We start from the raw sequence: 23,225 nt of genomic DNA, 5'->3' as shown, positions 1-23,225 counted from the left end.
CAATATACATCTAACATTTCAAAATAACTACTTGGCTTAACGCAGTCATTGCACTGATTTTATACTTTCTTAACTTATAAAAAAAGCACTCCTTTTCAAGGAGTGTCTATACTTGTACAGGGAAATGGGATCGAACTTTATTAAACGTATCTTCTTCAAAGATTTTCTTCCCGTATTCCTCAAGTACATGTATGGTAATATCTGAATCATCTGCAAACTCAAAAACTTTACTAATAATATCTTCTTGCTGTTTTTCATCAAGCTCTTCCTCAGAAAACTCCATATATAGATAATACTTATTGTTATAATGGTAAAGTGTTTCCATCGTACCTTCCTGTAGGTCATCAAGATAATGGCTTAGCTGTATTACATCTTCAAAGTCGACAAAATCAGCAATGATCCATAGCTTATCATCATCTTCTTCATCTAATGGTTCTTCATGCTTACCAAATTTATCTTCTAACATATTTTCGATTTTTTTATCGACTGGAAAATCAACTGTATTACCATCTTCTGTCTGAAGCTCAATATTGTCTCCATTTTTAGAAATTTGAGCTTTAGTTACAATAATTTCCAATCCTTTTTCCAAAGCCTGTACCTGTATCCATAACGGACCGTCAACATTAAAGTCCTCTTTATAATTGACTTCATCCATCATTTGCCAAAAAAGCTGTTCACTTCTTTCACGATTATACCAGATTTCTTCTCTCTCAAATCCGCGATCCTCAATATCAATATATGAAATGTAAAATTTCACTGTATTCTCGTTAATTCTTTCAATTTCCATTTTCATTTCTCCCCCTTCTTTTTTAGGTAGGTGGAAGAACAGCTTCACCAAATAACTTAATATTGTAGATTTACCCTAATGCCTTGATTTCTAATCTTTACGATCAGCTCATGCTTCCAACATGTGAGTGATGCCAAACTTCCTACAAACAAAATGTTTGTAAATGAAATAAAAGGTTTTCTATACTTATTGTATGATAGTAGCAAACATATTGGAAACATATATGCCTATATAATTAGTAACATATTTTAACCTATATTTAAAGTTTTGTCATCCTCGTTTTTGTGACGAAACCGTAACAATTAACCTGTCTACTTTGCAGGATTACAAGATAGCGATAAAAAAACGCAGATCGTAATTAATGATCTGCGTTTTTTAATATGTTAAATTGGTTAATTAACCATTCGTTGCGCCTCACGTAACTGAAAAGTACGAACCGTTCTTGGTAAGAAGCGGCGAATCTCATCTTCATTATATCCAACTTGCAGACGCTTTTCATCCAAAATAATCGGTCTACGTAAAAGACCCGGATTTTGTTGAATTAAATTAAAAAGATCCTTCATTGGTAATTGATCAATATTGACATCCAATTTTTGAAAAACCTTTGATCGAGTTGAAATGATCTCATCAGTGCCATCTTCCGTCATACGTAAAATTTCCTTTATTTCATCCAGTGTTAGTGGTTCGGAAAATATATTACGCTCCGTGAACGGGATATCATGTTCTTCCAACCATGCTTTTGCTTTTCTGCAAGATGTACAACTTGGTGAGGTATAAAGTGTAACCATTAAAACTTCACTCCTCATTCTAAAATGGGTTTAGTCATTCCATAAACATTTAACACTTATCAAATTAAAATAAGTTTAAATAACCCTATATGTAAATTATACTACAATTGTCAAGCGAAAGGTAGAGGATATTCAAGAAAAAATTGAGCTTTTTTTAGATGTTTACGAAATGTAATTTAATCATTCACTTGTAAGTTACCCTTAATCATTTTTAATTAAACATCTTATTTGAAAAAATTTCTTAAAAACCAATTGCAAATGCTCGTTTCGTAATTTTCTAAATAATTATATAAAATTACTTGATTTTAATTAGTATACCTATTATGATAATTTACATAACTTATAATGTAAGGTTTTCTTACACGAAAGGAGTGAGTGCATTGAAAAAAATTGAGGCAATTATCCGTCCAGAAAAGTTTCAATTACTTCGTAAAGCATTATCTGCAGCAGGTATTGGAGGCTTAACAGTTACAGAGGCTGCTGGAACAGGTAAGCAGAAAGGACAAAAGGGAGTATTCCGAGGTACAACCTTTCAACTACAACTACTAGCTAAAATTAAAGTGGAGACGGTTGTAGAAGAACAACGATTAGATGAAATACTTACTATTATTATCAAAAATTGTAGCACTGGTAATATTGGAGACGGAAAGATCTTTGTTTCGCCTGTTGAAGAAACGATCCGGATTAGAACAGGAGAAAGAGGGAAAGAAGCTGTTATGTAATTTAAAAGGAGGATGAAGCATGTTTAGAAAAAGTTTATTCTTGTTTTTCGTTATTTCCCTCATTGCATCTCCTGTATATGCTGCACCAACTACTACCTCTCTTGAGTTATCCATTAACTTGGTTTGGATTATGCTTGGTGCGTTCCTAGTATTCTTTATGCATGCAGGGTTTGCGATGGTGGAGTCAGGTTTTACTAGAGCAAAAAATTCCCTCAATATTCTTATGAAAAACTTCTTGACAATTAGCATTTCGACCATTCTCTTTTTTATTGTCGGCTTTGGTATTATGTTTGGTACTTCTGGAGGTTCATTCATAGGCACAGATAGTTTCTTATTACATGACGTTGAAGACGTTGGCTTCTTCGTATTTCAAGCAATGTTCATAGCTACCTGTGCCACGATTATTTCTGGTGCTGTTGCTGAACGAATGAAACTAAGCAGTTATGTTCTTATCGTGATAGCGATGACTGCATTTGTCTATCCTGTTGTCGGTCACTGGGTTTGGCAAGGTGATGGCTGGCTTACCGATTTAGGATTCAGTGATTTTGCAGGATCGACAGTAGTACATGTAACCGGCGCAGTAGGTGCTCTCACCGCTGTATTGCACTTAGGCCCACGTATTGGAAAATACTCAGGGAAAAGAGTAAATGTTATTCAAGGACATAACATTCCTATCGGCGCACTCGGTGTCTTTATCCTTTGGCTTGGTTGGTTTGGTTTTAATGGAGGTAGTACACTTACTGCCGACCCTTCGCTTGTACCTATGGTTATAGGCACTACGTTGCTATCAACTTCGGCAGCACTTGTATCGACTGCCGTATATACAAAATTACGCTTTAAGCGTATCGATGCCTCATTGTCCCTAAACGGTGTACTAGGTGGTTTAGTCGGCATTACCGCTGGATGTGCAGAGATTTCACTTGGTGGATCAATAATAGTTGGCCTTATTTCTGGCATCATACTTGTAGAAGGGATTCACTGGTTAGATGCCAAACTACGTATTGATGATCCCGTTGGCGCTATTACTGTACATGGTCTTTGTGGAATTTGGGGTACATTAGCTATCGGTTTATTTTCAACGTCGACTGGTTTGTTCTATGGTTATGGAACAACGCAATTTTGGATTCAAACGATAGGAGTTATAGCAGTTATCGCATGGACAATGATAACATTAGGAGCATTCTTATTCATTGTGAAACAATTCTCATCTATCCGAGTTTCTGAGGAAGAAGAATTAGCCGGATTAGACTTCACGGAACATGGATCAAATGCATATGAATTAAAGGAATCGCTTATTTCTGAAAATGACGAATCGATTGGTTATAACTTAGGTCTAGCTGATCGTTTAAATAATCTATCTATGGGGAATGCGAAACATAAATCAACTTAGTTCAAATGATACAGAAATAAACACTCTCACTCATTAATCTATAAAATAAAAACCTGTGTTTCGTATTAATTCGGACGGACTATATTTTAGCCTAAGTAAAACCCTCCCTGCTTATTGTTGAATAATCAGGGAGGGTTTTACTTAGGCTTTCTCTGTTGTTTTTAAATTCTCCATAATATTTCCAGAAGAACGATTTTCATCATACGTCAACACTTCATCCACAGGCTGATAAGACTGACCGTAAATTTCTTCATCTTTATACGTATGAATATCTTCATACATTTTTTTCATCTGTTCATAAATAAAGTCTTCGGAATCATCATTAGGTGACCAATAAAGTATTTCCATAGGGGTAGCTTCATTAGTGGCTAATGAACGGCGACTATAGCCGATAGATTGGGCATGGGTAAACCCTTCCCTGTGGTAAAAATGGAGTCTTTTTTCTGTATCTGAATCTTCATAATCTACAGGTTCTACTTCCAGAATAATTGGTTTATTCTTGGCCTTTAATTTTTCGATTAAGGAATGACCAATCCCTTGTCCTCTTGTTTTTGCGGATACCCATAGATAATCGATGAATAAAAACGTATCGAATTCAGCGTACATTAAAACATGCTGATTACTTTCGTCTTTATAATAGACATCTCCTTTTTCCTCTAAGAGCATTTCCATGTGTTCTCTTGATTTCATCTCTTCTACAGGAAAATACTTGTTCAACTTTTCATACCAGTTCATTGATCTACTCCTTATTTTTTAGTAGTCGTATTAAGTATAACGAAAATGTAATGATTTGTTAAATCGTTTCATAATTTTGTGTTATTATAGCTTGCCCATTCTACACTAAATCATGTAAAAAACAGAGGCTGGGACAAAACACAACTTCTTTACTCAAAATACGAATAATCATGTTATCAATAGGAGGATCTTCGGACGCGTGCTGTTCCCGCCGGAGTCTCGCTTGTTTCAGGTGCTAAATGAATGATTCTGATCAAAAAAAGAACGATAATTATTTTATCGTTCTTTTTTTATTGTTTCTTCATTCTTTTGTCTCAGCTTCTGTTTCACTTTTGTTATTTACCTAATTTATAATCTACGTTTTCTGTATAGGAATTACCAGCATTCCACAGCAGAAACTCATTGATACCATTTTCATACAATGCTTTGATTTGTGCCTCTACTTCTGCTTTTCCATATTGCTTTGTAGCACCACTATATAACCAAGGAGCCTCAAAATCCTGTATCCACGGTCTAGAAATAGGAGCATCGTCTAATTTCCCTAAAACTTTATTTTCCACTTTCGCATACTCATTTACTAATTTATACGGCTCTGTATCAGGCTTTTCTATTCCAAAATAAGAAGACCAGTGACTAGGATAGATCATGGAAGAAATTATATCCACATTCTCCGCGATTTTCGAGAAGTTTTGTCCAATTCCCGGCGTTTCCTCAATAGTTGCTGCATAACCAAATATGTCTACAGATACATCCACATCGTAATTATTGAGCTCTTCTTTTGCATAGTGAACAAAATCCGTTACTGCCTTTACACGTTTTTTAATATTATTCATGTCAAGATCTTCATAATCTCCTAATGAATACTCCAGTTCTTTATCTCGATGTTCAAAACCTTCTGGAAAACGAACATAATCAAATTGGATTTCTTGGAAACCCATTGATGCTGCCATTTTTCCAATTTCTACATTGTACTCCCATACTTCTTTTTGGAAAGGACTAACAAATGCCTCACCTTTACCATTGACCCATACTTTACCATTTTTAGTAAAAGATAAATCTGGGCGTTTTTTTGCTAATACGGAATCTTTAAATACAACAACTCTAGCAATCGGATAAATCCCTTTTTCTTCAAGAACCTTCATCATTTTTTTGGGATTATCAATGTAATCCTTCGCAATTTCCTCATATGGAGATCCTTTTTCCGGGGTAAAAGTTAAATTTCCATTATCCTCTTTCACATCAATAACCATTGTATTTAAATCCGTACGATCCACTAGCTCCACAAGGGAATCGAAACGACTGCCTCCAGCTGAATTTCCAGTAACATATATCCCACGTACCGCGTCGGGATATTCAAAATCATAGCCTGAAGTATGTACAAATCGCTTCAATGTTTTATTCGCTTTTAATGGTTTAATATTAATTTGCCTCTCCTGATGAGCAGTCACTTTTTGTGCTTCCTCTCCACTCACAATTACTGGAATACTTAGTAATAAAATCCCAAGAAAAGCGATGATGATGTTTTTATTTTTCTTCATAAGCTATCAATCCCCAACTATGTAATATGAATCTAGTATAAAGGAAAATTTGTCAATTTTGAACGAAAAAAACTAGATTCTGCAGAAAAAAATCCACTTGATTTATTCTTTTCCCTGTTTATTGTATAATTAACTTCATTGCAATTGAGAGTCAAATTCTACATATGAATATACATACTAAACTTGTCTGAAAAGGGGGAAATATTTAATGCTAAGTGTACTAGATTTCAAAAAAATGAAAGCGAATCAAGACAAAATTACAATGGTCACTTCCTATGATTACCCATCGGCAAAACAGGCAGAACAGGCTGGTATTGATACCATACTCGTCGGTGATTCGTTAGGTATGGTTGTACTAGGTTATTCATCAACTGTTGAGGTGAAGGTCAATGATATGATCCACCATGCTAAAGCAGTCAAGCGCGGTGCACCGAATACATTTACTGTTGTTGACATGCCATTTATGTCGTATCATATATCTTTAGAAGATTCGCTACGTAATGCCACAAAGCTTTTTCAAGAAACTAATGCGCAAAGCCTTAAAATTGAGGGTGCTTCTCTAGAAATACTTCATTTCATGGAACGATTAACAGAATCTGGTATACCAGTCACCGCCCATTTAGGCTTAACTCCCCAATCCGTAAATGTGTTAGGCGGATTTAAAGTACAAGGTAAGGATAAAGCTGCTGCCAAACAGCTGCTGGAAGATGCAAAACAAGTAGCTGAACACGGTGCAGTTGCTCTTGTTTTAGAATGCGTTCCAAGGGAGCTAGCAGAAATAATAACAGCTACAGTAGATATTCCAACCATCGGCATAGGTGCAGGTCCAGAATGTGATGGTCAAGTTCTTGTTTACCATGATATTATGAAATATGGTATTGAGCGTCTGCCAAAATTTGTGAAGCCCTATACTGACTTTAATACAGAAGGAATAAATGCACTGAAATCTTACATTTCAGAAGTAAAACAGGTATCCTTCCCGGCTGATGAACAATCCTTCCATATTAAAGATAAAGATTATTTGCCTATTAGTGAGTAAGGAGATATTTATATGCAAGTCATACGTTCCGTAAATACAATGAGTGAGATTATTCAAAAATACCATTTACAACATAAACAAATTGGATTCGTTGCTACAATGGGTTTTTTACACGAAGGACATTTACAACTCATGAAGGAAGCAAAAAAGGAGAACGCAATTGTTGTAGCTAGTATATTTGTCAATCCGCTACAGTTTGGCCCAAATGAAGATTTTGAAAAATACCCTAGAGATGAACAATCTGATACATTACTTGCTGAAAAAACTGGTGTTGATGTCTTATTTATACCAACTGTAAAAGAAATGTATCCACATGCGATGCTCATTCATATGAGTATCAGGGAGAGAGTAAATGTATTATGCGGTCATTCTCGCCCTGGACATTTCGATGGCGTATTAACCGTGTTAACAAAGCTGTTCCACATTATTCGTCCAACTAAGGTTTATTTTGGATTGAAGGATGCACAGCAAGTTGCTGTAGTTGATGCATTAATTCAAGACTTAAATTTTCCAATGGAGTTAGTTGGATTACCTACGGTTCGAGAAAAAGACGGCTTAGCTAAGAGCAGTCGTAATGTAAATTTAAAAGAACATGAGAGAAGAGAAGCTGTATGGATATATAAAGGGTTACTAGCTGGTCAACAGCTTCTTCTTAAAGGTGAAGGAAATCCAGCCCTTATTATAAAAGAAGTAACTCAAACAGTGGAAAAACATATTTCAGGAAAGATTGACTATATTGAATTATTAAGTTATCCCGCATTAAAACCTGTTTCCACCATTAATCAGCAGGTAATTCTTGCAGCGGCAGTTTACTTTGATGAAGCTAGATTAATCGATAATTTAATTTTACATCCGAATGGAAAAATTATTAACCGCTATAACTAGGAGGAAATCATATGTTTCGTACTATGATGAAAAGTAAAATTCATAGAGCCCGGGTAACAGAGGCAAATTTAAATTATGTTGGCAGTGTGACTATTGATCAAGATATTTTGGATAAAGTAAATATCCTTCCACATGAAAAGGTACAAATTGTCAATAATAATAACGGGGCACGACTTGAAACATATGTTATACCTGGTGAAAGAGGATCAAGAGTTGTCTGTCTAAACGGAGCAGCAGCTAGACTCGTACAGAAGGAAGATGTTGTTATTATTGTCTCCTATGCACTAATCTCAAACGAAGAACTGGCTGCACATCGCCCGCTTGTGGCTATTATGAATGAAAATAATGAAATTAGAGAAATCCTTGACCAGGAGCCTCCATTAACAACAATAGAATCATAGACATATTGGTGATTGGGACAAAAGTGTTTTAGCCAGATAATAAACAGCTGGTGAGCCTTCTCGTGCTGATGCACTTGTAAGACTCACCAATGATTTCCCCCAGAGATCTACGTAAATGTCCGGAGATAGTATAGTATGTTGTTCGTCTTTAGAAACCATTTAGTTATGCCCTGCCCGCTTTATCTTTCGACTAAAATAAGGTTCTTATAAGCGTTGTTCATAGCTGTTTTCAATCATATAAACTAGTTTCAGAATCATTTCATTGTATGGAGTAGCCATGTTGTGTTTCTTTCCCTCCTTAACAATTGCTCCATTAATTACTTCAACTTCCGTTTTTCTTTTGTTTAGAACATCTGTTAACATAGATGATGTATTTTTGCCGATCTCTTCTATTCCTAAACGGATACATTCATTTATTGGATCATCATACAATAACAGAATCCCTTTTCGTTCTGCAATTTGCACAGCCTCAGTTACCAGCTTTGCAACTAGTTCCTTCCCCTCATCTGTCCGTATTGCCTCCCCATTTGTTAATCGTGTAACGGCTGTTAATCCATTATAGGCTACATTAACGATTAATTTACTCCAAATGACAGATTGAACATTCTCAGATACATGTGTCTTGATTCCTCCTGCAGAGAAGAGAGAGGCAATTTGTTCAAGTAATTGCTTGTGCTTTTCTGGTACGGTAGATCCGATAAATGTACTCCCCCAAGCACGTTGCTCCACTACACCAGGTTTTACTATTCCAGCGCCGGTACTAGTTCCACCTACAACTACGTTACGTGACGGACTTAGCTTTTGTATCTTTTCCATATTTCCAACACCATTTTGCAACGTGAGAATTGGTGTAGTACGTGAAAGGAATGGTAAAACGTTTGATAATACAGATTCTGTAGCAAATGCTTTAACAAATAAAAGGATAAGGTCATAATCATTGTTTAAATCAGCAGCATTTGTTTTTACCATAAGATCAATTGTAGCAAGATTTCCGTCTTGTTCGACAATCTGTAACCCAGTCTTTTGTATTGCCTTTATATGGCTATTTGGCCTATTTAATAATGTGATATCTACACCATGTTGCTTTAACTTGCCTGCAAATAAACTTCCCATCGCCCCTGAACCTACGATTAGTACTTTCATAATTGAACCCCTTTCCATGCGTTTCTTTCATTTCTCGGCATCTTAGAGTAATTGCACTTTTATGCTGAGGATACACGAATGCTAAAACACTAAAAAATATATATAATATCACGCTTAGTTTGCTAGTAAAGCAGAGCTAGTGTAACTTGATTTTACCATGTCTTATCATATATAATAATGTAAATTAATAAGTTAAAGCGATGATAAAGATATAGTACAATGTCCCGCTAGCAAAAATTATGGGGTTTTTCGTTTGTTTCATTGGAGCATTATCCTAAAACACCGTGTAACAGAGAGCTTGTGGTTGGTGGAAACAAGCGCTATGGATGATTGGAAATGGGCTTTAGAGCTTATATGTTGAAAGTGATCTTACATTAATAATGTAAGATAATAAGGGTGGCACCGCGGTTCAATCGTCCCTATTTTTAGGGATAATTGGACCTTTTTATATGGCCCAAAATTGAAATGGAGTGAAGAATTATTATGCAAACAATATTCTCTGGTATTCAACCAAGTGGTACACTAACGTTAGGAAATTATTTAGGAGCTTTAAAACATTTTACAAAACTACAAGACGATCATGACTGCTACTTTTGTATTGTAGATGAACATGCTATTACAGTTCCTCAAGACCGCTTAAAATTAAGAAATAATATTCGCTCACTTGCAGCATTATACCTTGCATCTGGGATTGATCCTGACAAGTCAACCCTATTTATTCAGTCTGAAGTGCCCGCACATACACAGCTAGGTTGGATCTTACAATCCATTAGCTATATGGGTGAATTAGAGCGTATGACGCAATTCAAAGATAAATCAAAAGGAAAAGAAGCTGTATCCTCTGGTTTATTAACGTACCCTTCGCTAATGGCTGCTGACATTTTACTATACAATACAGATATTGTTCCTGTTGGCGATGATCAAAAACAACACTTAGAATTAACCAGAGATCTAGCCCATCGTTTCAATAATCGATATAATGATATTTTTACAATACCTGAAGTAAGCATTCCTAAAGTCGGTGCGAGAATTATGTCATTACAAGATCCTTTGAAAAAAATGAGTAAATCCGATTCCAATGAAAAAGGTTTTATTTCCATGCTTGATGAACCAAATAAAATTGAGAAGAAAATTAAAAGTGCCGTCACGGATTCTGATGGTGTTGTTAAATATGATAAAGAGAACAAGGCAGGTGTATCAAACCTTCTTACCATACATTCCATTTGTTCAGGAGAATCCATCCAAGAATTGGAAGCTAAATATGAAGGAAAGGGATATGGTGAATTCAAACAAGGTACTGCCGACGCTGTCATTGAAGTACTAAAACCAATTCAGGATAAATATAATGCTTTAATTAACTCAGATGAGCTAGATCAGATTTTAGACAATGGGGCTGAAAAAGCATCCATCACCGCGAATCGTACAGTAGTGAAAGCAAAGAAAGCAATAGGTTTAGGAAGAGTAAAAAAGAAAAAATAATGCTATACAAAACGTAAAGACTGCAAATAAAGTGAAGCTTCCATCCGTAGGTGGTTTCCCTCACGGACTGTTCGTACCACAAGGGTATGGCTCAAAGGCCTTTGAACCAATCGGACATTTACTGGCAGTCGATTCACACACTTACTAATAGTGGTTTCACAGATTGCTTGGAGCGGGGCTTACTCTTACTGCCAGTTATATATGGGAACAACATTTTACGCTTTCATCTTCCACTTCAAAAAATGAACAATAAAGGCTCCAAACTATGAACCAGATATAGCTTTATATACACGGTTATAATTCGGAGCCTTTATTAAATTTCTTTTTGCCTCGCCCTCTCCTATTTAAAATAGGTAGGCAGCCTATCCTCCCATAAGAATTACTGCTGTTTGGATGTATTCTGTTCTTGACCGTTTTCTATTTCCCACATTTTCTCTAAAAATGGTTGCCCTTTTATCAGCTTTCCACACAAGTCCTCATGCCTAGAGCTCCAACCTTCCCTAACTCCATTATATAAAGCTGTCCAAACCTTCTCTTCATCCATGAAGCGGATATAAGGGTAGTTCTTGGGATCCCATTCCGTCAACCAATATCGTAATTCCTCTAAATTATTCGCCGTACGTAATTGGTCTAAACCCATCATTAATAATTGCTTCAACTGTCTCTCTCTTCTAGTTAATCCAAAGACAAGCTCAGGTGGCATGGAAAGCATATGGTACTCCTTTTGATAAAATTTATTATCAAACTTAAATGATTGAGGTTTGGTGTTTTTTATCATGTCATACACCAATTGCTCCTGTCTCGGAATTAGTCTACTTTTACGAACAGGAATTTTATAACTAATCGTATCAAAAGCTACAATATCGTTTCCATCTGTTACAATACAAGCATAATCTAATACAGTTCGCTCCTGTCCTTTTCTCATATATGCGCGTTTGTAAATTGCATCTAGCAAGGCTTTTGGCAAATCATGCATGTCATTTTCAATATAGTTATACAAATCCTTTGTTATGTATAGCAGTGGCACTTGATCTAGCAACTCGATGCCATCTTCTTTACGCCATTCTTGAAAATAACAAACATTATAACCGTTCTCTTCTCCTTCAAACCAATTCACCCATACATCATGCATATATAACATAAAACAACCCTCACTTTATTAACTGAACTTAACATACATTATGACCATCATTTAGAAAAATATTCTAAGTGACCCATTTTTAAATGAGGATATTTTAAGGTAAATCCGATCCATTGTGATGAATCATTTCATTGGCTAATAACGCTCCGTTGCTAATAATCCATACAAATATAATTGTTTTTTAAAGTCCCCTAAGATCCGCGATTAGTATTATTTGGAAATCGAGCCAGCACAATTGCCATGATAATAATTCCTATTGGAAGAAAATAACACTCCATTCTACTAGCAATAAACGTGAAGTATTCTCCCCATGAAAGTCCAGCTGGTAGAAAGTTCATGTAAGCAATTATCGTTACTCCTCCCATCACCGAAAAACCAAAACCCATTAGAAAGATAAACACATACCCCATTGCTTTTCGCCTACCTTGTCCACTTTTTAATAGAATATGCTTGTCTTATAAAAGAAATGAAAAAAATGTACAAGTCACAAATAAAGTAAAACTTCGATCCGTGGGGTTTTGTTTATCCTCCACGGATGGTAGTACCACAAGGGTATGACCTAAAGGACTTTGAACCAATCAGACATTTACTGGCAGTCGATCCCCCACTTCCCCATAATTGTTTCACTTTTATTGCTTGAAGTGGCAGTCGTTGTTCTTCTATGAATAAAAGTGCAAGCGTCCGAATAGAAACGTAGTGACTGGAGCGAGTCAACGGAGATAAGGAATCACAGTGCGCTTACGAGCCGATGAATGAATTAGATTAGGGCGATTCGTGAAGATCGCTTCGTTTCTGCGGGAGACGCCGCTCAGCACGCGCCTATTTATCTACATGGGCTAATTTTATAATTTCCTAGACAATAAAAAAGCCGACCCCCATTTAATCGGATCGACTTTGATTGCCTATTCATATTTTTTAAATACTAATGCAACATTATGACCACCAAAACCTAGTGAGTTGCTCAATACAACATTTACATCCTGCTTTCTAGCTTCGTTTGGGACATAATCCAAATCGCATTCTGGATCTGGAGTTTCATAGTTAATTGTCGGTGGAATAATTCCATCTACAATGGATTTTACAGCAATAACCGACTCAATTCCTCCAGCAGCTCCAAGTAAGTGTCCTGTCATTGATTTTGTTGAAGAAATTGCTACTTTATCAGCATGTTCCTTTAATACAGCCTTAATTGCTGCTGTTTCATATTTATCATTAAGATCTGTACCCGTACCATGAGCATTTATATAATCTACTTCCTGAGCAGAAATCGACGCATCATCCAATGCATGCTGCATTGCTCGGGCTGCACCTTCTCCACTTTCTGCAGGTGCTGTTATATGATAAGCATCACCAGTCGCGCCATAACCAACAATTTCAGCATAAATATGTGCCCCACGGGATAATGCCGTTTCAAGGTCTTCAAGAATCAATATACCTGAACCTTCACCCATTATAAACCCATCTCTATTTTTATCGAATGGTCTGCTTGCCTTTTCTGGGTCTTCGTTTGTAGACAAAGCCTTGGCAGATGAAAAACCAGCAAAAGCCATATTTGATATTGGTGCTTCTGTTCCACCGGTTATTATATAATCTGCATCGCCACGCTGAATAGCCTTAAAAGCATCACCAATAGAGTTTGCGCCAGATGCACAAGCAGTTACTGTACAGGAATTAATTCCTTTAGCACCTAATTGAATCGACACTTGGCCAGCTGCCATATCCGGAATCATCATCGGCACAAAGAACGGACTAACCCGTTTTGGACCTTTTTCCAATAGCTTCTTATGCTGATCTTCCCATGTCTGCATTCCACCAATACCGGAGCCAATCCACACACCTACCCGATTATCATTACTTTCATCTATCGTTAGGTTTGCGTCCTCGACTGCCATTTTAGATGCTACAACTGCATATTGTGTAAATAAGTCCATTTTACGGACATCTCTTTTTTCTATATACTTTGTTGGCTCAAAATCCTTAACCTCTGCAGCTACCTTTGCTGCATAAAGATCTTTATCTACTCTTGTAACATAGTCAATACCTGATTTCCCGTTAATAAGATTTTCCCACATCGTATTTACATCATTACCAACAGGACTAATAGCTCCTACACCAGTTATAACTACTCTTCTTTGCTCCATACGATTGACCTCCTACATCATATACATTTATCTGCCCCAGCGTAATGCCAAAGCTCCCCACGTTAATCCACCACCAAAGCCTACTAAAACGATCAAATCATCATCGTTTATTTTACCATCTTTAATTGATTCTGATAAAGCAATAGGGATGGATGCTGCGGAATTATTCCCATATTTCTTCACTGTTTTCGCCATCTTATCTTCGGATATACCAAGTCTTTCTCTAGCAGCATCCATAATACGAATATTTGCTTGATGTGGAATTAAGTAATCAACATCCTCTTCGTTATGACCTGCTGCTTTAATTACATTTACAGAGGACTCTGGCATTTGTCTAACAGCAAACTTAAACACTTCACGACCATTCATAAAGATATAGCCGCTATCTTTGTCTTGATATAATTCCTTCCCACCAGCACCATTAGATCCTAGCTCAAAGGATAGAATACCTCTTCCTTGCGAAACAGGTCCCATTACTGCGGCACCTGCACCATCACCAAAGAGCACACAAGTACTTCGATCTTTCCAGTCTGTTACTTTCGAAAGTTTTTCCACCCCAACTACTAGTACATGTTTGTACGTATTTGTATCGATAAATTGTTTGGCTGTAACCATTCCATACATAAATCCAGAACAGGCAGCACTTATATCCATAGCAGCAGCATTTGTTGCTCCTAATCTTTCTTGAATTATACATGCTACAGAGGGGAAGGGTGTATCTGGTGTCACGGTAGCAACTAATATTAAATCAATATCTTCTGGTGTCATGTCTGCATTCTCTAGAGCGTCTATTGCGGAATAATAGGCCATATCTGACGTATCTATATCATCTCCTGCAATTCTTCGCTCTTCAATTCCTGTTCTTGTGCGGATCCATTCGTCATTTGTCTCCACTATTTTTTCCATATCTTTATTTGTCACGATCTTTTCTGGAACATAGTGACCTGTACCTAAAACACCAACATCCATATTTCCATCTCCTTAAACATAATGTTATTATCTATTATTATGACTTGGTACTAATTTTAATGTATTTTACCCTAATTTGCAAGTTAGCTTCATGGTTGTCACATTACTGCTCATGAGGTAGTAATCCTGTTTCCGTATAGGCATCAACCATTTGTTTCAGTTGCTTCTGGATGGCAATTGGAACATCTGAGCTAAATGGGGCTAACGATATCGCATCATCTTGAAAGTCGAATGTTTTTATATCGCCTTCAAGCTCCCCATCATTAAATTGTTCTGCAGCATAATGATACAGCTTGTCCACATGTTGAATCGTACTCGTTAATACCGTTTTTCTACCAACTGCGGATTGATCGGTCACATAACCAATTGCATAATTACCGTCCTGCTTTGCTCGCTCAATAATTTCAGCACTATAAGCATCACCCGTTGGATAAAACACATCTGTTCCTTCGTGCTTCATCGTTTGATAAATTTGCGTTGCCGTTTGCGTATCGTTCCAATCATTTAAAAATTCAAGTTGTACAGCTGCTTGAGGATTTTGATATTTTACACCTTCAAAAAATCCTTCTATCTCTGGTTGCCATTCGTAAGCAGCAACTATCCCTACTTTATCTGTCTCTGTCATAGCCCCTGACAAAACACCAGCAAAAAAACCCATTGCATGTGCATTAAAGTTAAAACTGGTTACATTATCAGAAAAATATCCACCATTAAAATAAACAAAATGTAAGTCAGGATAATTTTTTGCTATATCTGTAAAGTATTTCCCATAAATACTACTGTGTCCAAAAACAAGATTTACTCCATGCTGTACAAACTCATCTACTGCTTTAATTACTTCTGCCTCTGTTTTAATATTTTCTTTATAATAGACATCGGTATCAAACGTTTCACCTATTTCATTTAACCCTTGATATCCCTTTTCAGCCCATACTTGGTCACTAATGGAAGTTTCCAATAGCATTCCAACATTTTGCATTTTCCCTTGACCCACATTGGAACTACAACCAGTTACAATAATAACTGCAAATATTAGTAAAATTACTAGCAATCCAAACTTCTGCAATTGTGGGCACTCCAATCTATATGCATTTTTTATTACCCAACATACCTAATAGATTTCCTTATTCAAATGATAATGCTCTAATACATGATCTAATTTTTCTTCTATAGGTATATTGTCACGAAGATAAGCTGATTTTTCAAGTTTTATTTGCTTATTTTCTTTATTTTCACCTTTTTTATTATCTTTTTCCAGCCAATCCATAAATGCATGCATGAAATCCTTAATATAGACAGCCTCTGTAAGGAAATATGTTGAATTAAACGGAATGAAGAGTTGATTACGATACATTCCATTCTCAGTCATAGGCATCCATTCACCAAAAAGTAAGGGAGCTTTAATAAAAAAATCATTCGCATGTAAATGATCAGGAGCTACTGAATGAATTACTACAGATAGATCTGCTGATACTTCTTCTACCCTTTTCATAGAACCTACATGAATCTTTGTATCATAGTGTTTTTTATTTGCACTTTGATAAAACGAAAAATTACTATTTCTTCCATAATAAAGGCTTAGTGAATCATTTAGCTGCTCATTTACTAATCCATCGACTTCCCAACCTTTTTCCAATAGATCATTGACAATATGATAACCTATCCAATGATTACAATTTATAACTAAACAAGTCATAAATAATTCTCCTCCCCCTTTGAACCGTCAATTGGAACTAAACATTTATGTAGTTCCTCTTACATAAAAGTAAGCGGGATGCATACCTAATTAACAATGGCAGCAATAACCTAAAGAAATACTTTTTTTTTCCTATCGGTTTTGGTAAACTAATTAAAGATGAAGTAGAGATAATTGCAAAAAGCTGAGGTGTATAAAATGCGTTATATTGCAACAATTGTTTGGGCACTTCTAATCAGTAGTGTGCTTTCTTATGTTTTATCAAGCATGGGTGGCGATAAATTTGACGTCATGGGTACAATCGTACTTGCTGTTACTATGTTTATAGCCATTACCATATTGGGTGATAGTGTGTTAACTGATGATCAAACAGAAGCTAATCATGAAAATTAATGTGATTAGCATGTTCTTTAGCAACTATGCATAGCTGCCATTCGGTAGATGGAATACGAAAACAGGTGAATTGATCTTATATTTCGATAGTAAATCTGTAAGTGAGAGGAATAACCTGTGTATGCCCGGATAAACCCTTGCCTTCTCTGCACAGTGGGCAAGGGTTTTACTATGTTCTATCCTAGGAATTAGTACGTGTAGACATTTCGCTGCTATGCGAACATTTGTAGTCTTAGTACCATGGCAGAATACTTAATGCAGCAATCGCAGCTAATGGCAAAATTAATCTTCTGAAACGTGGTGGTGGATACCCATAACCAGGATACCCATATCCGAATTGTCTTTGATGGGAGGGTGCCTGATGCTGAGACATCATATTTTGTTGTTCATGACCTTCTAAAGGTACTGCAATGTAAACTGATTCCTGATCTAGTCCCGTGATAATACCATCAATACTGGAACCATCTGCTAATTCAATAAGCACATAAGCATGCATATGATCTTTGCACACATCGTATATATGTTGATAATTATTATTCATTTTTATCTACCTCCTCACCACCTAGCCTATTCATTAGCCTATGGGTTGGTGACTATAAGTGATAAAAATAAATAATACATTAAGAGGAGGAACATTTCATGGAAACACTAACCGAACTTGGGACATTAATAAAATATGTAATTCTAGGATTATTTCAAGGATTTACAGAACCAATTCCAATTTCATCAAGCGGGCACTTAGTCATTTTACGAGAACTTTTTGGTATAGAAATCAAAGGTCTTTCCTTTGAAATACTTGTTAATTTTGGTTCATTACTGGCTGTTCTTGTTATCTTCCGCAAAGATATTATTCGCCTAATTGTAAATGGCTGGCGTTATCTTAGTAAAAAAGAAGAAACAGCAAAGGCGGATTTTCAGTTTATTTTATTTCTAATCATTGCTACGATTCCTACAGGAATTTTAGGACTATTATTCGAGGATTATATTAGTGAGAAACTAAGTTTCCCTGTAGTTGTCGGCTACACATTGTTAATTACGGGAGCAGCATTATGGGTTATTCGAAACCTTAGAGGGAAGAAAAATGATGGTGATCTAACTGTAAAGGACGCATTAATTGTAGGGGCTGCCCAAGCAGTATCACTCATTCCAGGGATTAGTCGTTCAGGTGCTACGATTGTAGCAGCGATGTTAGTTGGTATGAAACAAGAGACTGCATTACGATTCTCGTTTCTACTATACATTCCTGTTAGCTTAGGGATAACGGTATTAAAGTTACCAAAAATAGTTACTAGCCCAGAGTTTAGCGCATTAATGATTCCGAACATATTAGCATTTCTTGCTTCAATCATCGCTTCGTATTTTGCTTTAAAATGGTTTATTAATATTATGGCCAAAGGAAACCTGAAATACTTTGCATTTTATTGCTTTATTGTAGGTATCCTTGTTATTATTTTCTTGTAACATAATTATTTTCTTCAAGCAGCAGTTTAATGACTGCTGCTTCTATTTTTTAACGGATGATCTTCATGGATTGGAGGAGCTTTATATGAGTACTGCAAATGGATTTTCTCAGAGGCTAACACAGTTACTAAATAATCCTGATTATTATCAAGAATTCCGAGCAGGAGACTATGTATTTCATGAAGCCGATCTAGCAACAGAACTATATATCATCCAATCGGGGAAAGTCGAAGTTGGTAAAACCTCTCCTGATGGTAAAGAGCTTTCCTTACGCTTATGTTCTACTGGAGACGTGATCGGTGAATTAAATATAGGTTTAGAAAGTAACTTCTTCTTATTACATGCTAAGGCTCTAGAATATACGAAAGCGGCTGTTTTTACTACCTCACGACTAAAAACAGAATTACAAAAAGACGGTAAGCTGGCAATTGATTTTATCAATTTAATGAATAACGCATTACGGAGAGATCAAACTAAATTCAGAGATTTAGTCATGTTTGGAAAGCGTGGTGCCCTCTACTCAACATTAATTAGATTATCAAATAGCTATGGGCTCAAGCAGGAACAAGCTATCTTCATTAACATAGCTCTTACGAATCAAGAGCTAGCTAATTTCTGCGGTACAACAAGAGAAAGTGTTAGTCGTTTACTAAACGAGTTAAAGCGCAAAGGGATTCTAACTATTTGCAAAGGATACATTACTATTCATAATTTACAATACCTTAAAAATGCCATTAATTGCGAAGAATGCCCTGTTCACTTATGTACTATTCATTAATACGCGGAATGCCAACGAAAAAGCAGTCCGCCCTTTTAACTCATAATAACTGTAATTGACTGTACTTCTCCTAGCCTATTACACACTTCAATCCGTTATAACTTATTGTCATCCAGCTTTATTATTCATACAGACAAGCAGCTCGATTATCCCCCACTAACAGATGAGAATGATAGCTACTACATCGCCCTCTTTCAACAATGTCTGCTCATCCACATATTCCTCGTTAATTACAACGAGTGCAGACTCTATACTTCCACGCTTAATGTTACTTGCAATTTCTCCTTTAATTCCCTTACAGTCATCCCAGCTCCGCCCAGTAAAATTTTATCTTTTACTATTTCTTTTATTTCAGCAACCATCAACACCTTAATCAAGTGAAATTCCCCTTTCGCTATCACAGAGACTTCATTCGTATTCTCCTGTATTTGAACACCTATCCAAACCTCTTCATTATCCTAATGCTCCTTCTTCCAAATAGGGACAATTTCTTTCAACCGTTCCATAGCATAACTACTTGCTTCGATCGTATCCTTACGATGTGGAGTTGATCCTGCAATGACAACAGCAATATCTGAAGTATCTAACTTACTAATTCGATGAATAATTACCGGTCCGCATTATCCCATTTTTGGTTAATTTCGTCGCCAATTTGCGCTAACATTTTCTCTGCCAAACCATCGTTCTATATGCTTGGTATTCTAAATAAACGGTTCGTTTACCTTTCGTAAATTCACGAACCATTCCAATAAATGGATTAACTGCCCCTGCCTCAGAACTTATTACCTTCGTTATTGCTTCAGCTACGTTTAGTGGTTCATCTCCTTTTTAGAAAGAAAAAACCAACCCTAATCATTCTAAATAAAAAGGTCAATCCATATACTATGAATTAACCTAAATTATTATCAATCAGGAATACCTAAGGCAATTTTAGCATAGCGAGACATTCTTTCTTTACCCCAAGGTGGATTCCAAACAATATTTACTTCTGTTTCCTTGACTTCTGGTATATCAAATAGTGCATGCTTTACATCTTGCTCGATATGTCCAGCAAGTGGGCACCCCATTGCAGTAAGTGTCATCGTTACTTTACATACACCTTCGTCATTTAAATCAACATCATATATTAGACCTAAATTAACAATATCAATACCTAATTCAGGATCAATAACATTTTCTAAGGCACCCATTAAATTCTCTTTTAGCGCTTCATCCATACCCTCATACCTCCTCTAACTTGATATTACTATTTAAACATATTTATAGATTTTTTTAAATATCATTGTTTCAAACTACAAATGCCTATCAAACCATTTAACTGTTTCTAATATGGCATACCTTCCCACTTTATGCCCACGATTGGCTTCCTTCAAAAATACAATGTCTTCCGGATTCATATAATCCTTGGCAACTTGTTCATAAAAAGTATAGGAATGGTCAAACGGAACAACTGGATCGTCTTCTCCATGCCAAAATAACAACGGACGTTGATTTAATTTTTCTGGCCGTTCAGACAAATCGTATAACTTCAATTGCTCATATAAGGAATTAATTTCTTCATCCGTTACCGGAAGATTCCCCATCTTTTTAAAGCTATCAACCAGTGTTTTTGCATAGGTTGTTATCTTAGGAGAGCCCATTAAAATCGCCGCCGTTTTAATCCAAGGATACTGTGTAAGGGCTGCTGAAGTGGTGATACCACCCATACTGGTCCCTGCAATACCAAATTGGTCATTTAAGACAAGACCTTTATCATCTAGATATTCTTTTACATCCTTTAGCTCTTTTACATTTTGTATGACGATTTCCCAGAAAGACACTTGTCGTTTTAAAGAGGATACTTCTTGTTCTCTAGCACCATGGTATTTACTATCTGGTAAGATAACCCTGTATCCTTTTTCAGCAAGTAAAAACGCTAAAGGAAGGTTATGTTCTTTTGCACTCGTAAATCCATGAAAATATGTGATGACAGGTAGTGCTTCTTTTGCTTTATCTGCTTCAACTACAATCAAGCTCGGAATGTTATTTATTTGTTCTTCATATATTCCAATCATCGTGACTGTCCCCTTACGTATGTTTTCATTTACAATTTTACTATTCCATTGTTTGGAAATGCAAATGATGCTTAGAAAAATTTTACTTTACATCTATAACTATCAACTATACACTATTGTCAGATGAGGTGAAATAATTATGCAAACGAATAGACATTTAATCGCATTGGATTTAGATGGTACGCTTTTAACAGATAAAAAGGAAATTAGTCCCCGAACCAAACAGCTGATATGGAAAGCAATGGATGAAGGGCATATAGTTGTTATTGCTACTGGAAGACCACATCGAGCTAGTATTAACTATTATAACAACCTTGGTTTATCAACACCTATGGTGAATTTTAATGGTGCGCTAATTCATCATCCTCAAGATAGTAAATGGGATGCGCTACATAGTCCTATGCCCATAAGAACTGCACATAAGATTGTCGAAGCCTGCTATGAGCTTAATGTCCATAATGTGTTAGCGGAGGTTATGGATGAGGTTTATTTGGATCAATACGATCAAGCAATTATTGACATCTTCCATATGACTCAAAATGATCCGCCATTTACCATTGGAAGTCTTAAGAATAAATTAAGAGAAGATCCAACTTCTATTCTTATTCACCCAAAAGAAGATCATATTACTACGTTGCGTCAGCATCTTGATCAGTACCATGCTGATTTAATTGAACATCGCAAATGGGGTGCACCGTGGAATATCATAGAAATTGTTAGAAAAGGGATGAATAAAGCGGTAGGTCTACAAAAGGTCGCTCATTATTACCATATTCCAAAGGAGAGAATCATTGCCTTTGGCGATGAAGATAATGACTTGGAAATGATTGACTATGCTGGTGTTGGTGTTGCAATGGGAAATGCCATTGATGAATTAAAAGCTGTGGCAAAACACATAACTGATACAAACGAAGAGGATGGCATTGGTAACTTCCTTCAAGAATATTTAAAATTAGAGGTTGAATCCGTTTAATTATTCACAAATATTTCCTACTATATAAAAAAACATAGCAGCCATACTAGAAGTGAACGCCTACATGCGTTCACTTTTTGCATAACTTCCAAATGTACCATTCTGACTAAAAGGATAGCGAGCGCTATTCAAGAACGCTAAACATGCTTTTGTGTAACATGATTCTTTCCAAAATAGTGTTCCTAAGGAGGAAGTATCGTGGGAAAAGGAAGTAAGTCTAAGCGTTTTAGCCAACAGAGCGCTGATTCTGTTAAAAAACATGCTGAGCGATTTCCGTACAGGGCAAGATTCTCTGATGCAGAAAGAAAACAGGAAGAAGCAGATAACCACACAGTAGGAGGTTTTTAAGTTGAATAATAATAACAATAACCTTTTTCAACAAGCTAGAAATGCTGTTACAAACTTTATGAATATGCAAGGAAACAATGCTAGTGCTCAGGATAAGCAAGCAGCACAAAATGCTATACAAGCTGCATATAATGAAGCCACTCCTGAGGAAAAGCAGCAATTACAGCAATTGGAGAACCAACTAAAACAGCATAATCAATTACAGTAGCCTCTGCATATATTGTGAAGGTAAATTCCAATTCATTAGTTTTTAATGGACATGATGAAACGGATTTACTTTAAGCAATAAAGGGGCTGGGACAAAACCCAGTAAAATAAAAAGTGGTACTCGCCAATAATTTGGTAAGTACCACTTTTTTTGAGA

28 protein-coding genes and 1 pseudogene are annotated in these 23,225 nt (G+C 36.2%); 12 read left to right on the top strand and 17 right to left on the bottom strand.

Annotated elements, in window-relative coordinates; translation table 11 throughout:
• Positions 1–106: 106 nt before the first annotated feature.
• Together mecA and spxA are read right to left on the bottom strand one after the other, a co-directional pair.
• Positions 107–787, bottom strand: coding sequence for an adaptor protein MecA (gene mecA, locus Q1A47_RS13585; protein ID WP_026680655.1), 681 nt, complete (start codon positions 785–787; stop codon positions 107–109).
• 392 nt (positions 788–1,179) lie between these two features.
• The gene (gene spxA / locus Q1A47_RS13580) at positions 1,180–1,575 is read right to left on the bottom strand and encodes a transcriptional regulator SpxA (protein ID WP_021292282.1); all 396 of its coding nucleotides are present in this window, start codon (positions 1,573–1,575) and stop codon (positions 1,180–1,182) included.
• Positions 1,576–1,955: 380 nt separating this feature from the next.
• Between spxA and Q1A47_RS13575 the strand changes: the two genes are divergently transcribed.
• The gene (locus Q1A47_RS13575) at positions 1,956–2,297 is read left to right on the top strand and encodes a P-II family nitrogen regulator (RefSeq protein WP_121604884.1); all 342 of its coding nucleotides are present in this window, start codon (positions 1,956–1,958) and stop codon (positions 2,295–2,297) included.
• Positions 2,298–2,316: 19 nt separating this feature from the next.
• Entirely contained in the window at positions 2,317–3,687 is a 1,371-nt protein-coding gene (locus Q1A47_RS13570) for an ammonium transporter (protein ID WP_026680653.1), read from the top strand.
• Positions 3,688–3,828: 141 nt separating this feature from the next.
• Here Q1A47_RS13570 and Q1A47_RS13565 read toward each other — a convergent pair whose 3' ends face one another.
• Complete coding sequence (locus Q1A47_RS13565) at positions 3,829–4,422, bottom strand: GNAT family N-acetyltransferase (RefSeq protein WP_026680652.1); 594 nt, start codon at positions 4,420–4,422, stop codon at positions 3,829–3,831.
• A 335-nt stretch (positions 4,423–4,757) separates the two neighbouring features.
• The gene (locus tag Q1A47_RS13560) at positions 4,758–5,960 is read right to left on the bottom strand and encodes a putative glycoside hydrolase (RefSeq protein WP_166530808.1); all 1,203 of its coding nucleotides are present in this window, start codon (positions 5,958–5,960) and stop codon (positions 4,758–4,760) included.
• Between the two features lie 208 nt (positions 5,961–6,168).
• Between Q1A47_RS13560 and panB the strand changes: the two genes are divergently transcribed.
• Genes panB through panD form a run of 3 tightly spaced genes read left to right on the top strand, consistent with a single transcriptional unit; the run spans position 6,169 to position 8,285 of the window.
• Positions 6,169–6,999 carry a 3-methyl-2-oxobutanoate hydroxymethyltransferase gene (panB, locus tag Q1A47_RS13555; RefSeq protein ID WP_166530807.1) on the top strand — a complete coding sequence of 277 codons (831 nt, stop codon included), beginning with the start codon at positions 6,169–6,171 and terminating at the stop codon, positions 6,997–6,999.
• Between the two features lie 12 nt (positions 7,000–7,011).
• Complete coding sequence (panC, locus tag Q1A47_RS13550; protein WP_166530806.1) at positions 7,012–7,884, top strand: pantoate--beta-alanine ligase; 873 nt, start codon at positions 7,012–7,014, stop codon at positions 7,882–7,884.
• Between the two features lie 11 nt (positions 7,885–7,895).
• Positions 7,896–8,285 carry an aspartate 1-decarboxylase gene (gene panD, locus Q1A47_RS13545; protein WP_166530805.1) on the top strand — a complete coding sequence of 130 codons (390 nt, stop codon included), beginning with the start codon at positions 7,896–7,898 and terminating at the stop codon, positions 8,283–8,285.
• Between the two features lie 204 nt (positions 8,286–8,489).
• On the opposite strand, the gene Q1A47_RS13540 is transcribed toward panD, so the two are convergent.
• A complete protein-coding gene (locus Q1A47_RS13540) occupies positions 8,490–9,428 on the bottom strand; it encodes a ketopantoate reductase family protein (RefSeq protein ID WP_026680647.1) in 939 nt (312 codons plus the stop codon).
• A gap of 483 nt (positions 9,429–9,911) precedes the next feature.
• Between Q1A47_RS13540 and trpS the strand changes: the two genes are divergently transcribed.
• Entirely contained in the window at positions 9,912–10,907 is a 996-nt protein-coding gene (gene trpS / locus Q1A47_RS13535) for a tryptophan--tRNA ligase (protein ID WP_166530804.1), read from the top strand.
• 379 nt (positions 10,908–11,286) lie between these two features.
• Here the strand turns inward: trpS and Q1A47_RS13530 are convergent, their stop codons facing one another.
• The 6 genes from Q1A47_RS13530 to Q1A47_RS13505 form a co-directional block, all read right to left on the bottom strand.
• The gene (locus Q1A47_RS13530; protein WP_026680645.1) at positions 11,287–12,048 is read right to left on the bottom strand and encodes a YjbA family protein; all 762 of its coding nucleotides are present in this window, start codon (positions 12,046–12,048) and stop codon (positions 11,287–11,289) included.
• Positions 12,049–12,239: 191 nt separating this feature from the next.
• A complete protein-coding gene (locus Q1A47_RS13525; protein WP_026680644.1) occupies positions 12,240–12,458 on the bottom strand; it encodes a hypothetical protein in 219 nt (72 codons plus the stop codon).
• A gap of 492 nt (positions 12,459–12,950) precedes the next feature.
• Positions 12,951–14,189: a beta-ketoacyl-ACP synthase II gene (gene fabF / locus Q1A47_RS13520; protein WP_166530803.1), complete on the bottom strand. Its 1,239-nt coding sequence runs from the start codon at positions 14,187–14,189 to the stop codon at positions 12,951–12,953.
• A gap of 27 nt (positions 14,190–14,216) precedes the next feature.
• The gene (locus Q1A47_RS13515; protein ID WP_121604880.1) at positions 14,217–15,158 is read right to left on the bottom strand and encodes a beta-ketoacyl-ACP synthase III; all 942 of its coding nucleotides are present in this window, start codon (positions 15,156–15,158) and stop codon (positions 14,217–14,219) included.
• Positions 15,159–15,261: 103 nt separating this feature from the next.
• Positions 15,262–16,224 (bottom strand): BMP family ABC transporter substrate-binding protein, encoded by a 963-nt coding sequence (locus Q1A47_RS13510; RefSeq protein WP_026680641.1) that lies wholly within the window; start codon positions 16,222–16,224, stop codon positions 15,262–15,264.
• A 45-nt stretch (positions 16,225–16,269) separates the two neighbouring features.
• Positions 16,270–16,854: a hypothetical protein gene (locus Q1A47_RS13505; protein WP_026680640.1), complete on the bottom strand. Its 585-nt coding sequence runs from the start codon at positions 16,852–16,854 to the stop codon at positions 16,270–16,272.
• Positions 16,855–17,052: 198 nt separating this feature from the next.
• Between Q1A47_RS13505 and Q1A47_RS13500 the strand changes: the two genes are divergently transcribed.
• Positions 17,053–17,247: a DUF2929 family protein gene (locus tag Q1A47_RS13500; RefSeq protein ID WP_026680639.1), complete on the top strand. Its 195-nt coding sequence runs from the start codon at positions 17,053–17,055 to the stop codon at positions 17,245–17,247.
• Positions 17,248–17,479: 232 nt separating this feature from the next.
• Here the strand turns inward: Q1A47_RS13500 and Q1A47_RS13495 are convergent, their stop codons facing one another.
• Positions 17,480–17,788, bottom strand: coding sequence for a hypothetical protein (locus Q1A47_RS13495; protein WP_026680638.1), 309 nt, complete (start codon positions 17,786–17,788; stop codon positions 17,480–17,482).
• 98 nt (positions 17,789–17,886) lie between these two features.
• On the opposite strand from Q1A47_RS13495, the gene Q1A47_RS13490 reads away from it, so the two are divergent.
• A complete protein-coding gene (locus Q1A47_RS13490; RefSeq protein ID WP_121604879.1) occupies positions 17,887–18,708 on the top strand; it encodes an undecaprenyl-diphosphate phosphatase in 822 nt (273 codons plus the stop codon).
• An 85-nt stretch (positions 18,709–18,793) separates the two neighbouring features.
• On the top strand, positions 18,794–19,486 hold the full coding sequence (locus Q1A47_RS13485; RefSeq protein ID WP_026680636.1) for a Crp/Fnr family transcriptional regulator: 693 nt from the start codon (positions 18,794–18,796) through the stop codon (positions 19,484–19,486).
• Positions 19,487–19,642: 156 nt separating this feature from the next.
• On the opposite strand, the gene Q1A47_RS20890 is transcribed toward Q1A47_RS13485, so the two are convergent.
• The 5 genes and pseudogenes from Q1A47_RS20890 to Q1A47_RS13465 form a co-directional block, all read right to left on the bottom strand.
• Positions 19,643–19,702 (bottom strand): hypothetical protein, encoded by a 60-nt coding sequence (locus tag Q1A47_RS20890; RefSeq protein ID WP_366141137.1) that lies wholly within the window; start codon positions 19,700–19,702, stop codon positions 19,643–19,645.
• Positions 19,703–19,734: 32 nt separating this feature from the next.
• Positions 19,735–19,863 (bottom strand): hypothetical protein, encoded by a 129-nt coding sequence (locus tag Q1A47_RS13480; protein ID WP_255637735.1) that lies wholly within the window; start codon positions 19,861–19,863, stop codon positions 19,735–19,737.
• Positions 19,864–19,944: 81 nt separating this feature from the next.
• Positions 19,945–20,281: pseudogene (locus tag Q1A47_RS13475) on the bottom strand (molybdenum cofactor biosynthesis protein MoaE).
• Positions 20,282–20,391: 110 nt separating this feature from the next.
• Positions 20,392–20,703: a metal-sulfur cluster assembly factor gene (locus Q1A47_RS13470; RefSeq protein WP_026680635.1), complete on the bottom strand. Its 312-nt coding sequence runs from the start codon at positions 20,701–20,703 to the stop codon at positions 20,392–20,394.
• Between the two features lie 75 nt (positions 20,704–20,778).
• On the bottom strand, positions 20,779–21,540 hold the full coding sequence (locus Q1A47_RS13465) for a prolyl oligopeptidase family serine peptidase (RefSeq protein ID WP_026680634.1): 762 nt from the start codon (positions 21,538–21,540) through the stop codon (positions 20,779–20,781).
• Between the two features lie 139 nt (positions 21,541–21,679).
• On the opposite strand from Q1A47_RS13465, the gene Q1A47_RS13460 reads away from it, so the two are divergent.
• The 3 genes from Q1A47_RS13460 (at position 21,680) to Q1A47_RS13450 (ending at position 23,069) form a co-directional block, all read left to right on the top strand.
• Positions 21,680–22,513, top strand: a complete 834-nt coding sequence (locus Q1A47_RS13460; protein WP_211911288.1) for an HAD family hydrolase — start codon at positions 21,680–21,682, stop codon at positions 22,511–22,513.
• A 198-nt stretch (positions 22,514–22,711) separates the two neighbouring features.
• Positions 22,712–22,861, top strand: a complete 150-nt coding sequence (locus tag Q1A47_RS13455; protein WP_162986391.1) for a hypothetical protein — start codon at positions 22,712–22,714, stop codon at positions 22,859–22,861.
• A gap of 1 nt (position 22,862) precedes the next feature.
• Positions 22,863–23,069 carry a DUF3813 family protein gene (locus Q1A47_RS13450; protein ID WP_026680632.1) on the top strand — a complete coding sequence of 69 codons (207 nt, stop codon included), beginning with the start codon at positions 22,863–22,865 and terminating at the stop codon, positions 23,067–23,069.
• The last annotated feature ends 156 nt before the right edge of the window (positions 23,070–23,225 follow it).

The sequence above is a fragment of the uncultured Virgibacillus sp. genome (assembly GCF_947495635.1).
In the GTDB taxonomy this organism is placed as follows: domain Bacteria; phylum Bacillota; class Bacilli; order Bacillales; family Amphibacillaceae; genus Virgibacillus; species Virgibacillus salarius.
The sequence above is the reverse complement of the archived record's forward strand: the minus strand, read 5'-3'. Positions and strand labels throughout refer to the sequence as shown.

What these genes read in the sequence shown, in the direction of transcription:
- Q1A47_RS13560 (WP_166530808.1), bottom strand. Translation starts at nt 5,960, where the DNA reads ATGAAGAAAAATAAAAACATCATCATCGCTTTTCTTGGGATTTTATTA.
- Q1A47_RS13500 (WP_026680639.1), top strand. Translation starts at nt 17,053, where the DNA reads ATGCGTTATATTGCAACAATTGTTTGGGCACTTCTAATCAGTAGTGTG.
- Q1A47_RS13465 (WP_026680634.1), bottom strand. Translation starts at nt 21,540, where the DNA reads ATGATTGGAATATATGAAGAACAAATAAATAACATTCCGAGCTTGATT.
- mecA (WP_026680655.1), bottom strand. Translation starts at nt 787, where the DNA reads ATGGAAATTGAAAGAATTAACGAGAATACAGTGAAATTTTACATTTCA.
- panD (WP_166530805.1), top strand. Translation starts at nt 7,896, where the DNA reads ATGTTTCGTACTATGATGAAAAGTAAAATTCATAGAGCCCGGGTAACA.
- Q1A47_RS13525 (WP_026680644.1), bottom strand. Translation starts at nt 12,458, where the DNA reads ATGGGGTATGTGTTTATCTTTCTAATGGGTTTTGGTTTTTCGGTGATG.
- fabF (WP_166530803.1), bottom strand. Translation starts at nt 14,189, where the DNA reads ATGGAGCAAAGAAGAGTAGTTATAACTGGTGTAGGAGCTATTAGTCCT.
- Q1A47_RS13490 (WP_121604879.1), top strand. Translation starts at nt 17,887, where the DNA reads ATGGAAACACTAACCGAACTTGGGACATTAATAAAATATGTAATTCTA.
- Q1A47_RS13460 (WP_211911288.1), top strand. Translation starts at nt 21,680, where the DNA reads ATGCAAACGAATAGACATTTAATCGCATTGGATTTAGATGGTACGCTT.
- Q1A47_RS13530 (WP_026680645.1), bottom strand. Translation starts at nt 12,048, where the DNA reads ATGTTATATATGCATGATGTATGGGTGAATTGGTTTGAAGGAGAAGAG.
- Q1A47_RS13505 (WP_026680640.1), bottom strand. Translation starts at nt 16,854, where the DNA reads ATGACTTGTTTAGTTATAAATTGTAATCATTGGATAGGTTATCATATT.
- panC (WP_166530806.1), top strand. Translation starts at nt 7,012, where the DNA reads ATGCAAGTCATACGTTCCGTAAATACAATGAGTGAGATTATTCAAAAA.
- Q1A47_RS13470 (WP_026680635.1), bottom strand. Translation starts at nt 20,703, where the DNA reads ATGGATGAAGCGCTAAAAGAGAATTTAATGGGTGCCTTAGAAAATGTT.
- Q1A47_RS13570 (WP_026680653.1), top strand. Translation starts at nt 2,317, where the DNA reads ATGTTTAGAAAAAGTTTATTCTTGTTTTTCGTTATTTCCCTCATTGCA.
- spxA (WP_021292282.1), bottom strand. Translation starts at nt 1,575, where the DNA reads ATGGTTACACTTTATACCTCACCAAGTTGTACATCTTGCAGAAAAGCA.
- Q1A47_RS13515 (WP_121604880.1), bottom strand. Translation starts at nt 15,158, where the DNA reads ATGGATGTTGGTGTTTTAGGTACAGGTCACTATGTTCCAGAAAAGATC.
- Q1A47_RS13485 (WP_026680636.1), top strand. Translation starts at nt 18,794, where the DNA reads ATGAGTACTGCAAATGGATTTTCTCAGAGGCTAACACAGTTACTAAAT.
- trpS (WP_166530804.1), top strand. Translation starts at nt 9,912, where the DNA reads ATGCAAACAATATTCTCTGGTATTCAACCAAGTGGTACACTAACGTTA.
- Q1A47_RS13540 (WP_026680647.1), bottom strand. Translation starts at nt 9,428, where the DNA reads ATGAAAGTACTAATCGTAGGTTCAGGGGCGATGGGAAGTTTATTTGCA.
- Q1A47_RS13495 (WP_026680638.1), bottom strand. Translation starts at nt 17,788, where the DNA reads ATGAATAATAATTATCAACATATATACGATGTGTGCAAAGATCATATG.
- Q1A47_RS13565 (WP_026680652.1), bottom strand. Translation starts at nt 4,422, where the DNA reads ATGAACTGGTATGAAAAGTTGAACAAGTATTTTCCTGTAGAAGAGATG.
- panB (WP_166530807.1), top strand. Translation starts at nt 6,169, where the DNA reads ATGCTAAGTGTACTAGATTTCAAAAAAATGAAAGCGAATCAAGACAAA.